The organism is Burkholderia seminalis DSM 23518, from assembly GCF_902832885.1.
Lineage (GTDB): Bacteria > Pseudomonadota > Gammaproteobacteria > Burkholderiales > Burkholderiaceae > Burkholderia > Burkholderia seminalis.
Genome location: NZ_CADFDK010000003.1, coordinates 463,585 through 476,428, shown reverse-complemented (window position 1 = coordinate 476,428; position 12,844 = coordinate 463,585). Strand labels below are relative to the sequence as shown.

Sequence of the window (12,844 nt, the reverse complement as noted above, 5' to 3'; positions counted from 1 at the left end):
CCGGCTGCGGAGCAAGGTTCGTGCTGCCGCCCGCGACCGCAGCGGAACCGGGCGGCCGAGCGCATGCAACGGAAAAACGCGATCCTGCGTCGCGGCGGCGATTCGACCCGGCCAAGCGGAATGGTAACCGTCCGATGTGACTTGTGTGCGAACCGCAATGCCGAAGTCCGCTTCCACCCTGCCGCGCGCAGCGCTACCGGCGATCCAGCAGCGTGTCGCTCAGTACCGCGAACGCCGCGCCCGGCAACGCATTCAGATGTTCGACCACGCGGCTGACCGGATAGAACGACTCGACCGCATCGTCGAGAATGCCGATGCCGATCAGTTCGACGCGCCGTGCGCGCAACGCGTCGACGCGTGCGTGCAGGTCGGTGCGCAGGATCGCCGGGTGGCCGTCGCCGGTGGCCGGGGAGCCGTCGGACAGCACCATCAGGATGCGCCGGCGTGCGCGCGTCGACAACAGCCGTTCCGCGGCCCAGCTCAATGCCTCGCCGTCGGGATTCTCGTGGCCGCATTCGAGGCACGCGATGCCGCTCGGGTTGTCGGAATCGAACCGCTTGTAGACCCGCAGGTCGAGCCGTTCGACGAACCGGTTGTAGCCGAACGTGCTGTGACCGTCGTCGATCCAGCGCTGGTAGTGCGCGCGCATCGCCGCATCCTCGGCGGAACTGTAGCCGAGCACTTCGCACGCGAAGCCGAGCTGAATCAGCGCGTCGCACAGCGCGGCCGCGCAGAGCGTCGCGAGTTCGATCTTGCTGCCCGCCATCGAGCCGCTGCAGTCGATCAGCAGGCTGACCGCCGCGTCGCGCCCGGGCGTCGCACGCCTGACGCGAAACGGCGTGCGGTAGCCGGGGGACGTCGCGACGCGGGCGAGCGCCGCACGGTCGAGATCGCCGCGCTCCTGTTCGCGCTTCCAGCGGGTGTGCTCGTCCACCTTCAGCGCCCGTTCGAGCTGCCGCTTGAGCGCCCCGGTCTGGGCGCGGGCCGCACCAAGCAGACGATGCCAGCGCGCCGGTTCGCCGCGGCCGGTGAAGTCCGCCACCGTGTCGAATGCGGTGGTCAGCGGGACCGACAGCAGCGGCCGGTTCTCCGTCGACAGGCGGATCGCGCCGGCGGATGCATCGCCCGGCGTCGGCGGTTGCGCCGACGTTGCCGTGTCGGCGATCGTCGCGGCGCCGGATTCGGCGGCGGCAGGCGCGCGCGCATCGTCCGCCGCGCCCTGGCCGTCCGGGTCGAACTCGGCGGCGATCGCGTCGCTGTCGATCGTGCTGCCCGGATCGGCCGTGAACATCATGTTGTTGGCGCCGGCCGACGCCAGCGCGCGCACGCGTTCGACGATGCGCCGCGCCGCGCGGATGCTGTCGGCCGTCGACGTCGCGGCGCGCGCTTCGTCGACGACATCGTCGCAGGCGGCCAGCGTCGCGTCGAGCGACGGCAGGCGCTCGACGGCTGCGGGCCGTTCGTCCCACAACGCGCGCTCGATGCGCCACAGCAGCTTGTCGCGCCATGCGACGCGCGGCCACCGGCGCAGCGTATCGGCGCCGGTCACTGTCCGCATCCGGCGCAGGAATGCCTGCGCGCCGGGATAACGCGCGACGAGGCACGCGGCTGCGCGGCGGTCGTCGATCGCCTGCGCGAGCGCGCGCACGGCGGGCGATGCGAGCGCGGCCACGGTGTCGCTGGCGCCGAAGCGCAGGCGCGCCGCATGCAGGTCGACGAAGCCGGTGAGGGCAGCGTCGTCGATCTCGCCGGCGAGCCATCTGTCGGGCAGCACCAGCACGTCGTGCTCGATGGCCGGGCCGTGGCTCGCGAACCGCACGTCGATGCCGTGCCGTTGCGCGAGCGTGCGCGCGAGGCGGCCCAGACGCTGCGCGCGTGCGTCGTCGTCCCGGTTCATCGGCTTCACCCGTCCACGTCGATGTAGTGACGGATGATGGTGCGAATCAGGTCGGCGTCTTCCGTGTCGACTTTCGCGTAGATCGTCGGGCCGGCGGCGGCTTCGGGGTCGCCGGTACGCAGCATCAGTTCGGCCCAGTCGAGCAGGCGCCGTGTCGAGAACGCGCTCGCCAGATCCTCGCGAACGAACGCGGCGCGGCAGTCGGCCGCGATCGCGGCGAGCGTGTCGGCCATCGCGGGCGACATCGCCGCGCCGAAGGTCCGCTGCAGCACGTGCGCCTCGTCGGCCGGCGGCAGATAGTCGAGGTGGTACACGCGCCAGCGGTCGAGGAACGCCTCGTTCATCACGTTGGCGCCCTGGTACAGGTGGCGGAACCGTCCCATCGCCCCCACCGCGTTGGCGGTCGCGAACAGCCGGAACGACGGATGCGGGGCGACGATCTCGTTGCCTTTCTCCTTCAGCAGCAGGCTGCCGCCCGGCTCGAGCACGGCGGTCAGCACCGCGAGGATCGCCGGTTCCGCGAAGTCGATCTCGTCGACGATGAGCCACAGGCCGTCGCGCATCGCCGTCGGCAGCACACCGTCGATCCAGACCGTCTCGCCGCCCTTGACGGTCCAGAAGCCGACGAAGTCGCCCACCGTCGTCTGGCCGTTCATGTTCGAGCGCAGCACGCCGTGGCCGGTCTGTGCGGCGGCCTGTTCGATCAGGCTCGTCTTGCCGGTGCCCGTATGGCCGATCAGCAGGACGCGGCGGTTCTCGACGACATCCTCGAGCACGCTCGTCGCCCGCGCGGTAAACAGGTAGGCCGGATTCGGCGGCGGTACGAGCGGCCCGCCGGGGCCGCGCGGCATCGGCACGCCGCCGACGCGCGCGAGGTGGGCGGCATCGGGGCCCGCGGCCGGTCGCGACGCATGCGCGCGACGCAAGTCCTGCATGAACCCGTCGCGATGCGCGGGCGGTGCGCGGTCGTCGGACGCGCGCCGCACGAAGCCTTCCCGAAGCCACTTGTGCAGCTTCGCGTCGAGATTGTCGGCGTCGACGACGGTATCGACCGACGTGCTGCCGTCGGGCCGGTGATGCTGGATGCGGAACAGGTGCGCGCGCTCGGAGCGGCTGACGAGCCATTGTCCGGCGGACGGGTCGGCCGGGTGCCGGTAGACGCCGAGTACCGGCGGCGCGGAGGAGGGGGCGGCGGGTGCATTCATGGTGGCGGACGGGCGTGGTCGGTCAGCGCTTCATGGCTTCGATGCATCGTGCCGATTGTATAGGCTTGCCGAGCGAGAGGTCGTGCTGGCGTTGCCGGGTTTCCCGGGTTGGGGGCGATCGTCCGGACGACCGACCTGATCACGGCGTTGCCGCGTCATGTCGGCCAGACCCTGGCTCAGGCGAGCGGCCTGGCGGTTCATGCCTGCCCGGTCCCGGTCGAAGGCTTCGCGGTACGGCAGCATTGGCAGGCGCGCGATCACCACGAGGCCGGCGACCGGTGGCTGCGCGGCGTCGTGATTCGACCGTTCGGTGCGGCGCCCTGACCGGCGGCTTCGGCGTTCGGGATCGACACAGGACGTCGCGCGGCGGTTTCCGGGCGGTAGCCGTATCAGGCCCGATTCGTCGTTTCGACGCCGAAGCGGTCCACCACGAATTCGGTGAAGCTGCGAAGCTTCGGTGATTTCCGCGTCTCTTGCAGATAAAGCAGCGTCATCGATCGTTCGGGAGCGGCGAAGTCCGGCAGGATCTCGATGAGGCGCTGCTCGCGAATGTCGTCGCGTATCAACATCGAAGGAAGCATCGCGATACCGAGCCCGCTCAATGCCGCCCGGCGCAACGCATCCGCACTGTCGGTCTTCAGTCTGCCGTCCACGGCGACGCTCATCGGCCCGTCCGGACCTTCGAGCATCCATCGCGATTGCGCCGCGTGCCACGCCGATCGAGGCGGATAGGCATACGTCAGGCATTGATGCTCGCCAAGCGTGTGCGGGGTGGTCGGTGCGCCATGTTCGGCAACGTACGCGGGCGATGCACAGAGCACCAGCCGGTACGGCGCGAGCGGACGCGCGACCACGTCCGCGCCGGCGAACGCGCCGATGCGAATCGCTGCCTCGAAACCCTCATCGAACAAATCGGCGAGCGAATCGGTGGCGACGATATCGAGCTTGATCTCGGGGTAGCGCCGGTAATAGTCCGGGAGCGCGGGAATCAGGCACTCGTTCGTAAACACCACGGGTGCCGTCACGCGCAAGCGCCCGCGCGGCTGCTGCAGATGATCGAGCGCCAGCCGCTCCGTATCGTCGACCAGACCGAGGACTTCGACGCATCGCGCGTAGTAGGCGTGGCCGAACGCGCTGACTTTCTGCTTGCGCGTCGTGCGGTGGACGAGGACCGTGCCCAGGCGGCTTTCCAGCGCCTGCAGGTAGTTGCCGACCATGGTCGGCGACAGATCGGACGCTTGCGCGGCCGCGGTCAGGCTACCCGTTTCCACGATACGGACGAATACGGCCATCGCCTTGAGGAGATCCATTGCGCAATGGTACTGGATTCTGTTTCAAGGCGACGCGCGTTGATCGGCCGCCGCTTCGGTCATACATTGCGACATCCACGCGAAAGGAGGGCAGCCATGCTGTATGAACTCACGACGTTGTCGTGTCCGCTTACAGACCAGGATAGGGTGTCGCGCCGCGCGCATCGCTGGGTATCCGATGCCGGCGCGCCAGGGAGGCTACTGGGCGCATGGCGCACGGAGATTGGCGAGTTGTCGCGGATCGTCGTGCTGAGGGGCTTCGACACGACGGATGAATTGCAACACGAACGCAACCGGGCCTTGAGCGCCGGGCAACCTTTCGGGATTGAAAGCGCGTCCGTTCGATTGACGATGGAAAGCTATGCGCTGTTTCCTTTTCTACCCGAGATCGAACCGCGGGTATTCGGCGATTTCTACGAGATTCGCCGCTACTGGCTGAAAGCCGGCGGTATCGCGCCGACCATTTCCGCGTGGGAACGGGCGGTGGGCCCGGCCAAAGACTATACGTCGCATCTCGTTTGCAACATGTACGCGCTCGATGGACCGCCGCGTATCGTGCACATCTGGGGATTCTCGAGTCTGGAAGAGCGGATGGCGTTGAGAAAACGGCACTACGCGGCGGGTCTCTGGCCACCGGCCGGCGGCCCGGAACAGATCGAAAGGGCGACCTCGACGATCGCGTTGCCGGAGGCGTGGTCGCCGTTGCATTGAATGCGCCGCCGGCGCAGGCCGTTTTGGGGGCAGTGCGCCGATCGGTCACGCGCCGGCTGTATTGCCGCGATTGCCCGACCGGGCGGTGAGCGCCGGTGACTTCGCTCGAGCTGGACGGATCGGGCGGAGAAGCGCGGTGCGACGGTGGGCGCCGCTCGCGCGAGCCTCGACGAGCGATGCTAGGCGATCGTGCCGGATACGGCATCGAGCAGCCAGCTTGCGACGCGCCGGCTCGCGTGGCTGCGGCTGCTCGCGCGTCGTTGGATCAACGATGTTTGCGCGAGACATGCGAGCGGCATCGCGTCGAATTTCACCAGCTCGCCGGCAGCCAGATGGTCCGCAACCAGCGACTGGCGCGCGAGCGCGACGCCGGCGCCGCGGCGGGCAGCCTCGATCATCAACCCTGCGTCGTTGAACACGATCCGCCTGCGCGGTTGCCGGATCTCGCATCCGTTGAGTTCATGCCACGTGTCCCACGACTGGTGGCGCGATCCGCCGAGACGGCTGCAGTCGTCCTCGAGCAACCTCATCCCCGCGAACGGCTCCGCGCGACACGCAGGGCTTGGCCGGTTGCCCGGCGCGTGGACCGGTACGAGCACGTCGTCGGCTGCCGTCATCCGTTCTCCCGGCATGCCCGCCTTCGGATGCAGGCGGATCGCGAGATCGAATTCGCCGTCGTCGATCGCGACGATCTCGTCCGACACGTGCACCTCGAGACTGATGTCTTCGAATGACAGGGACAGCGCTTCGAGCCGGGGAGCGAGCCAGCAGTGCGCGAACGACGAAACGACGGACAGGCGGACCGTTTCCCGGCGATCGGCGAGCCGGCTGTCGGCTCTCGCGAGCGTTCGCAGCACGCCTTCCGCCGTGGCCAGATAGGCCAGGCCATCACGGGTGAGCGCGAAGCGGCCCTGCTCTCGATGGATCAGGCACGTCCCGAGGCGCGTTTCGAGCGCGGCCACGCGCTGGCTGATCGCACTCTGCGACACGCCTATTTCGACAGCCGCCTGCCTGAAGCTCTTCAGCCGGGCGACAGCCTCGAAGGCCCGAAGCAAGTGCGTTTGGGGCGGATCACGGCGTACGGGCATCATCAGACCTTATAGCTGATAAGAAAAACGCGATCGACAGCGACCATCCGGACCCATAGATTACCCGGACGGAATCAAAAGACAAGGGAACGGCGATGACGAATCAGTTCGAGATGCTGGCGCGCTGGACCGCTTGGGCGAATGAGCGCATGTATCAGGCATGCGCCGGCCTTTCATCGGATGAGTATTTTCTCGCACGCGCATGCGCGTTCGGCTCGATCCACCATACGCTCAATCATCTGCTTGCCACGGACCGCATCTGGCTCGGCCGGCTCTCCGGGGAGGGCCACGCCATCCCGGCCCTGGACTTTGTCGTCTGCGACGATTTCGACAGCCTGCGGACCGAACGGCGAGCCGAGGACGAGCGGCTCGCGCGCATCGTCGGCGCTGTCGCGCGCAACGACCTGAACGCCGACGTGAACTACACGAGCATGGACGGAACGCCGCAGCGCAAACCGCTCGGGCTGGTCCTTTCCCATCTTTTCCTTCATCACGCGCACCATCGCGGTCAGGTTCATGCGTTGCTGTCGCAAACGCCCGTTGCGCCGCCCGCGCTCGACATCACGTATTTTCCGCTCGGGTGATCCAAGCTCGAGTGGAAAGAGCGGCGCGTGCGGGCGGAAAGTGCGACGATCAGGTGTACTGGATGTGCCGCGCCGCTCACGTGATCGGCCACTGCAGGATCACGATCCCGTCGTTGTAGTCGCGGTCGGCGCCGTCTTCGGCGCCGAGCCAGCCGAGCCAGACGGTATCGCCGGCGGACAGCGGCGCGAGCCGCGCATCGGTCGCGGATGGCCGGCCGTTGGCCGACGCGTCGATCCGGATCCTGCCGCCGCGCGAGTTCAGCGTGAACTGCCTGACGCCGTCGTTGCCGTTGCCCGCGAACGACGCGGCCGGTTCCGGTGCGTCGTCGATGAACAGCTTCAGGTCCTGCCGGTCGGCGGCATTCGCGTAGAAGGTCGCCTTGAAATCGGTATTCGGCGGCAGCGTGAAGCTGCCGTTGCGGTCGGACGACGGCTTGAAACCGGGCTGCTTCGTGTCGGGCCGGCTGCCGGCGATCTCGATCGTCGTTTCCCAGCGGAAGTAACCGGACACCGCGCCGTCGCGATCGAGCACCGCGAAATCGGCCGTGCAGGTGGTGGTGCCGGCCGCCAGCACCTCGCTGCGCCACACGTGGTCTTTCATCGGCCGGCACGACGGATGAAGCAGGTCGTCGCCGTCCGGCACCGGCTTGGCGGCATCGCGCACTTCCGCTTCGATCGGCGCGACGATGCCGGCGTCCTTCAACGCGAACCGGATGAACAGCACGCTCAGCTCCGCGCGCAGCGCCAGCGCGGTTTCGCGCAGATGAAGCTCGTCGCCGGGAGACAGGCCGGCAAACAGCCGGTTGTCGTTGTGGCCGACCTGCCCGGCGTCGCCCGGGCTCAACACGTAGATGTGCCGGCCGTCGATCACGGTCGGCGCATCGGCGTTCCGGCTCGCATCGGGGTGGGCCGACAGCAGCGTGACGGCGTCGACGACCGCGAGCACATCGCAACGAAGACCAGACATGAGCACCTCCTGCGCAACAAGGGGGCGGCACGGGCAGCCGTCGCGCGGCCGCCCGCCTGCCGCGATCAGTTATGGATCGAGATGAACGGATCCCACGAGAAGCAGCCCTGGCTCTGGCAGTTGCGATCGATGATCTGGAACTGGAAGTGGTAGGTCACGCGGCCGACCTTCAGGCATTCCGACGACCAGTAGTAGTTCGCGACTTTCTGGCACGTCGGCACTTCCGGCTTGCTGGTGTTCGGCACCGGGATCGACGCTTCCGCCACCCGCGGCGTCGGCGTCGAGATCAGGTCGTTGCCGACGTTGCCGATGAACTTGTAGAACACCACCTGGTTCTCGAAGCCCAGCGACAGGCTCGTTTCACGCCAGCGGATCAGGTCGCCGACCTGCGCTTTCAGATCGAGCTCGCCGCCTGCCTGCCCGGAGATGACGTTGTCCTGGTTGGTCACCATATAAACATAACGCCAGTCGATCAGCGTCGGAGCGGCCGGGTTTTTGCTGGGATTCGGATATTTTTTGAGAATGGTTTCGGTATCGAACGAAACGAGCACATCGGTAACGCGTGACATGGAAGCTCCCGTTTGAAGTAATGGGACTTATCGTTGCGCGAATTGCTTCGTGCGGCCGCCATCGCCTTGTGCCGCAAGGATTTGCTCCGGAGGCGGCAGGTGCTGAAGCGACGGCGAATGCAGATTATCCCGTTCGGTTAATTATGGAAGCTGTAAAAGTAAACAGGTCGTTATGATTAAATCGATTGGTAATTTTAAAATCGGAATCAATCGATTCGATACGCCACATAAATATGGCGACATTGAATCTGTTAATCGATTGACCGATTATCGGCGGGGAGGAGGAAACGCGGGCGGGCCGTTTACCGGTAGGTCCACAGCCGGTGCAGCACGAACGTCGTCGGCGGGATCAGCAGCGCGATCGCGACGATGCTCATCCCGCGCGACAGGTCGAGTGCTTCGGCGCCGCGCGCCAGCAGCATCGTCTCGACGAAGCCGACCAGCGTGACCGCGAGAAAGCGCACCAGGTTGCGCGTGCGCACCGTCGACGCGAAGCTCCACAGCGTATTCGCGAGATACGAGAACGCGGTCGCGCACAGGAAGGCGACCGCGTTCGCGGCCACCAGCGTCGCGTCGAACAGCGCGAACATCGCCGCGGCGACCAGCGTGTGGAGCGCGGTCGAGCACAGCCCGGACACGCCGAAGCGCACGAGCCGCGTGCGTTCGGCGTGGAGCAGGTCGATCATGGCGGCGCGCATGCGTCAGCGGGCGCCGATCCGCGCGCGGGTCGGCTGCGTGCGGCGGCGGGCGGCCTGGCGGCGCGCGTCGCGCGCCACCGGCAGCTCGATCACCTTGGCGTGCACCTGGTAGCGGCGGCGGATCAGGTAGACGGGCCGTTGCTTCGACTCGTCGTAGATTCGCCCGATGTATTCGCCGACGACACCGATCCCGATCAGTTCGATGCCGCCAATGAACAGCGTGACCGAGATCAGCGACGCGTAGCCGAGCACCGGATTGCCGAACAGCAGCGTGCGGAAGATGATGAACGTGCCGTACAGGAACGCGAGCGCGGCGATGCCGACGCCGATGTAGGTCCAGCTGCGCAGCGGCACCGTGCTGAAGCTGGTGATGCCTTCCAGCGCGAAATTCCACAGCTTCCAGCCGGAGAACTTCGAGTGCCCGGCGCTGCGCGGGTCGCGCTGGTACTCGACGATCACGGTCTTGTAGCCGACCCACGCGAACAGCCCCTTCATGAAACGGTGCCGCTCGGGCAGGCTGCGCAGCGCATTCACGACCCGGCGATCCATCAGCCGGAAATCGCCGACGTTCTCCGGCAGTTTCACGTCCGACAGCATGTTGTGCACACGGTAGTAGATCGCGGCGGCGGTGCGCTTCGCGAACGAATCGCACGCGCGGTTGCTGCGTTTCGCCGCGACGACTTCCGCGCCGTCGCGCCAGTGCTCGATCATCACGGGGATCAGGCTCGGCGGATCCTGCAGGTCGGCGTCGAGCGGAATCACCGCGTCGCCGGTGGCTTCGTCGAGGCCGGCCGTCAACGCCGCTTCCTTGCCGAAGTTGCGGGTGAGGTCGATCACGCGCACGCGCGGCTCGGTGGTGCCGATCCGGACCAGGCGCTCGAGCGTGTCGTCGCGGCTGCCGTCGTTGACGCAGACGATCTCGAAGCGGATCGCGTCGATGGCCGTCAGCAACGGCATCACGACGTCGAAGAAGCGCTCGACGGCCTCGCCTTCGTTATAGAACGGCACAACCAGCGAAACGAGCGGTGTGTAGCGTGGTTCCCGCATGATGACTCCCCTTGTCATGTCGCGTCACCGGTCGGCGCCGATGGTCGGGCGGCCGGTGCGGCGCATTCCGTACGCCGGGCGGTGGTGCGGCCGGACCGGATGCGTGAATCCGGTATCGGTCGAGTGGTCGTGCGCGTCGGGCATCGACGGCACGTCGTGTCTTTCCTGCGCGATCCGGCCGACGAGCAGCGCGAGCGACGCCAGCGTGACGAGCGGCATGAACTGGAACGGCAGATGCGGCATGACCGCGAGGCCGGCGAACGGCATCAGCCACAGCAGCATCAGCCATTCGCGATCGAAGCGCCGCCAGCCGTGGGTCCATGCATAGCGGGCGTACCACGCGATCACGAGGCCATACCAAGTCAGGTCGTAGTCGTACAAATACGGGCTGACGAGCAGGCACGCGCATACGAGCGTCGCGGCGCGCAGCGCATAGGAGCACGCGCCGCGCCATGCGTAGACGACGGCGATCGCGGCGACCGCGGCCGACAGCAGTTGCAGGCCGCGCGCGACGAGCACGGGCCAGCCGGCCATCGTCGCGAGCGCGAACACGGACGGCATGCGCGCGAGCTTCGCGTGACCGGTGCCGACGACCGCGTAGACGTTGCCGATCACGTGCGCGAACGTGATCCACGGGCCGATGCCGAACGCGAGTGTCGCGAGCGCGACGCTGCCGGCGATCGTCGCGGCCCACGCGGCCAGCGCGCGCCACTGGCCCGCGCACAGCAGCGCGAGCGGGAACAGCACCGCGAGCTGCGGCTTCATCGTCAGCAAGCCGAAGCAGATGCCCGCCACCGCAGGCCGGCGGTTCAGCGCGAGCAGGCCGCCGCCGGCGAGCATCGCGGTGAAGAGGCTGGTCTGGCCGACGATCACGGTGAGGAATGCGCCCGGGAACGCGAGCGCGCACAGCCAGGCGGCATCGCGCTGGACGATCGCGTGGATCGTCGCGGCGAACAGCGCATACGTGACGGCGAGCCACAGCACGAGCGCAAGCGTGTACGGCAGCCAGCCGAGCGGCAGCACGAGCAGCAGCATCGTCGGCGGATAAAGCCACGGCAGCGCGCCGCCCGCGAGCGTCATCGTCGGGACGGCCAGCTTCTGGACCGCGAACAGCGCGGGGAAATGCCACGCGTCGGCGCCGTGGCCGTGCGCGGCGAGCCACGCGGCGCTCCAGATCGGCGAGAAGTCCTGCGACAGCGGTTCCAGCGCGCCGTTGTGCGACAGGAGCACGCGCGTCACGTAGATCACGATGAACAGCAGTTCGGTCAGCAGCGCGGCGGCCGCGTAGAGGCGCACGCGGTCGCGATTGAGCCAGTGCGGGTAGCGGCGCGGGCCGGCGATCGGCAGCTCCGGATGCACGTCGACGGATGCATGCAGGTGACGGGCGAACGCAGGCGTTTTCATCGTGCGCTCCCGGATGCGAGCGCCGTGCGGCGCACGACGACGAACAGCACCGCGAGCAGCACGATCGGCCCGATCTGCGGCAGCTTCATCAACCGGTTCAGCATCTCGAAGATCGGCAGCAGCCACGCGAGCACGAGGATGCCCTGGTCGCCCGGCAGCCAGCCCTCGTCGAGACCATGCGCGATCAGGCAGAAGACCGCGATGCCGAGCCACGTCAGTTCGTAGTTCCACAGATACGGCGTGGTCAGCAGCGTGGCGACCGCCAGCACCGCGCCGCGCAGGCGCATGTCGCGCGTACGGCGCCACACGCCGACGGCCGCGGCGATCGCGAGCAGGGCCACCGCCGCCTGTGCCGCGAGCGCGGCGGCCACCGGTGCGCCCGCGAGCCGCAACGCGGCGAACGGCGTCGGCGACGCGAGCCAGTACGACGCAAGCATGAAGTGCTGCTCGCGTACCGTCGACATCGCATGCGACAACCCGTGCAGCGCGGCCGGGCCGGCCAGTGCGACACCGGCCGCCGCGAACAGCGCCGCGCTGATCGCCGCCGCCGCGAACGTGCGCCAGGCGCGCGTCGCGATCAGCACGAACGGGAACACCACGGCCAGTTGCGGCTTGATCGCGAGCAGGCCGATCAGCACGCCGGCCACGACGGGGCGCTTGCCGAGCAGGTGCAGCGCCAGCGCGGCGAGGCCGGCGGTCAGGATGCTGTTCTGCCCGAACAGCGCGGACATGCACACGGCCGAGTACGCGACCACGACGAGCGCCGCCGCGCGCGGCACGGGGAGGTGCGCGCGCAATCCCGACAGCCTCGAGACGGCGAACGCATAGCATAAAAGACTGCCCGCGAAAAAGAGGAAGTAAGCGGGCAGGAAAGGCACGAGGGCAACCGGCGCGATGAACAGCAGCATCGTCGGCGGATAGAGCCAGGGAAGCGGCCGGTGTTGAAGAAACGCACCGAAGTGCGCGAACTCGGCCTGCACGAATGACGAAGGGTCGTAGGCCGATGCGGCATGGCCTTGCAACACGAGATGGGAAGCAGTCCAGAAGACCGAGAAATCGGTGCCCGGACGGGCGATGGCGCTCGACGTGAAGCCGTCGGTCACGACGCCCCACACCACCAGCAGCGCGGCGAAGAGCATCAGCATGATGCAGCTGTACGGAATGATCCGGTCCGCCGTCAGCCATTGAGCGCAGCGGATGGCGCGATCGCGCGTTTCACGATTGGCTGTGTACATGATGCCCCGTATGTCGTGGTGGCTGCGTGGTCTGTCGCGGCCGTCTGATGTTGTCGTGCCTGCGGATCGAATCGCGTTGAAACCGCGTTGTCCGGTGAATTCATTGTTGAAGAAAAAATCGTGCGATGC

General features: G+C 67.5%; 12 protein-coding genes and 1 pseudogene. 3 read left to right on the top strand and 10 right to left on the bottom strand.

The features are described 5' to 3' along the window. Nucleotides 1-193: 193 nt before the first annotated feature. Entirely contained in the window at nucleotides 194-1,897 is a 1,704-nt protein-coding gene (locus tag HWX00_RS12730) for a cobaltochelatase CobT-related protein (protein ID WP_175027729.1), read from the bottom strand. A gap of 5 nt (nucleotides 1,898-1,902) precedes the next feature. Further along, on the bottom strand, nucleotides 1,903-3,102 hold the full coding sequence (locus HWX00_RS12725) for an AAA family ATPase (RefSeq protein ID WP_175027730.1): 1,200 nt from the start codon (nucleotides 3,100-3,102) through the stop codon (nucleotides 1,903-1,905). Between the two features lie 70 nt (nucleotides 3,103-3,172). Here HWX00_RS12725 and HWX00_RS12720 point away from each other — a divergent pair. Next, nucleotides 3,173-3,426, top strand: a pseudogene (locus tag HWX00_RS12720) (type 2 periplasmic-binding domain-containing protein); the annotation flags it as partial. 65 nt (nucleotides 3,427-3,491) lie between these two features. Here HWX00_RS12720 and HWX00_RS12715 read toward each other — a convergent pair. Next, on the bottom strand, nucleotides 3,492-4,412 hold the full coding sequence (locus HWX00_RS12715) for a LysR family transcriptional regulator (RefSeq protein WP_175027731.1): 921 nt from the start codon (nucleotides 4,410-4,412) through the stop codon (nucleotides 3,492-3,494). 96 nt (nucleotides 4,413-4,508) lie between these two features. Between HWX00_RS12715 and HWX00_RS12710 the strand changes: the two genes are divergently transcribed. Further along, a complete protein-coding gene (locus tag HWX00_RS12710; RefSeq protein ID WP_049030703.1) occupies nucleotides 4,509-5,123 on the top strand; it encodes an NIPSNAP family protein in 615 nt (204 codons plus the stop codon). 179 nt (nucleotides 5,124-5,302) lie between these two features. Here HWX00_RS12710 and HWX00_RS12705 read toward each other — a convergent pair whose 3' ends face one another. Further along, a complete protein-coding gene (locus HWX00_RS12705) occupies nucleotides 5,303-6,211 on the bottom strand; it encodes a LysR family transcriptional regulator (protein WP_226193821.1) in 909 nt (302 codons plus the stop codon). 95 nt (nucleotides 6,212-6,306) lie between these two features. On the opposite strand from HWX00_RS12705, the gene HWX00_RS12700 reads away from it, so the two are divergent. Further along, nucleotides 6,307-6,795 (top strand): DinB family protein, encoded by a 489-nt coding sequence (locus HWX00_RS12700; RefSeq protein WP_175027733.1) that lies wholly within the window; start codon nucleotides 6,307-6,309, stop codon nucleotides 6,793-6,795. Between the two features lie 76 nt (nucleotides 6,796-6,871). On the opposite strand, the gene HWX00_RS36790 is transcribed toward HWX00_RS12700, so the two are convergent. The 6 genes from HWX00_RS36790 to HWX00_RS12670 all read right to left on the bottom strand — a co-directional run bounded on the left by HWX00_RS36790 (nucleotide 6,872) and on the right by HWX00_RS12670 (nucleotide 12,715). Next, entirely contained in the window at nucleotides 6,872-7,762 is an 891-nt protein-coding gene (locus HWX00_RS36790) for an AidA/PixA family protein (protein WP_226193823.1), read from the bottom strand. A gap of 65 nt (nucleotides 7,763-7,827) precedes the next feature. Further along, nucleotides 7,828-8,331: an inclusion body family protein gene (locus tag HWX00_RS12690; RefSeq protein ID WP_006483191.1), complete on the bottom strand. Its 504-nt coding sequence runs from the start codon at nucleotides 8,329-8,331 to the stop codon at nucleotides 7,828-7,830. 302 nt (nucleotides 8,332-8,633) lie between these two features. Then, nucleotides 8,634-9,017: a GtrA family protein gene (locus tag HWX00_RS12685; RefSeq protein WP_034192011.1), complete on the bottom strand. Its 384-nt coding sequence runs from the start codon at nucleotides 9,015-9,017 to the stop codon at nucleotides 8,634-8,636. Between the two features lie 15 nt (nucleotides 9,018-9,032). Further along, nucleotides 9,033-10,076 carry a glycosyltransferase family 2 protein gene (locus tag HWX00_RS12680; RefSeq protein WP_059560781.1) on the bottom strand — a complete coding sequence of 348 codons (1,044 nt, stop codon included), beginning with the start codon at nucleotides 10,074-10,076 and terminating at the stop codon, nucleotides 9,033-9,035. Between the two features lie 24 nt (nucleotides 10,077-10,100). Further along, nucleotides 10,101-11,480 (bottom strand): glycosyltransferase family 87 protein, encoded by a 1,380-nt coding sequence (locus tag HWX00_RS12675; protein ID WP_175027734.1) that lies wholly within the window; start codon nucleotides 11,478-11,480, stop codon nucleotides 10,101-10,103. Next, nucleotides 11,477-12,715 (bottom strand): glycosyltransferase family 87 protein, encoded by a 1,239-nt coding sequence (locus HWX00_RS12670; RefSeq protein WP_175027735.1) that lies wholly within the window; start codon nucleotides 12,713-12,715, stop codon nucleotides 11,477-11,479. Before HWX00_RS12670 ends, HWX00_RS12675 begins: the two co-directional genes overlap by 4 nt. Nucleotides 12,716-12,844: the final 129 nt, after the last annotated feature.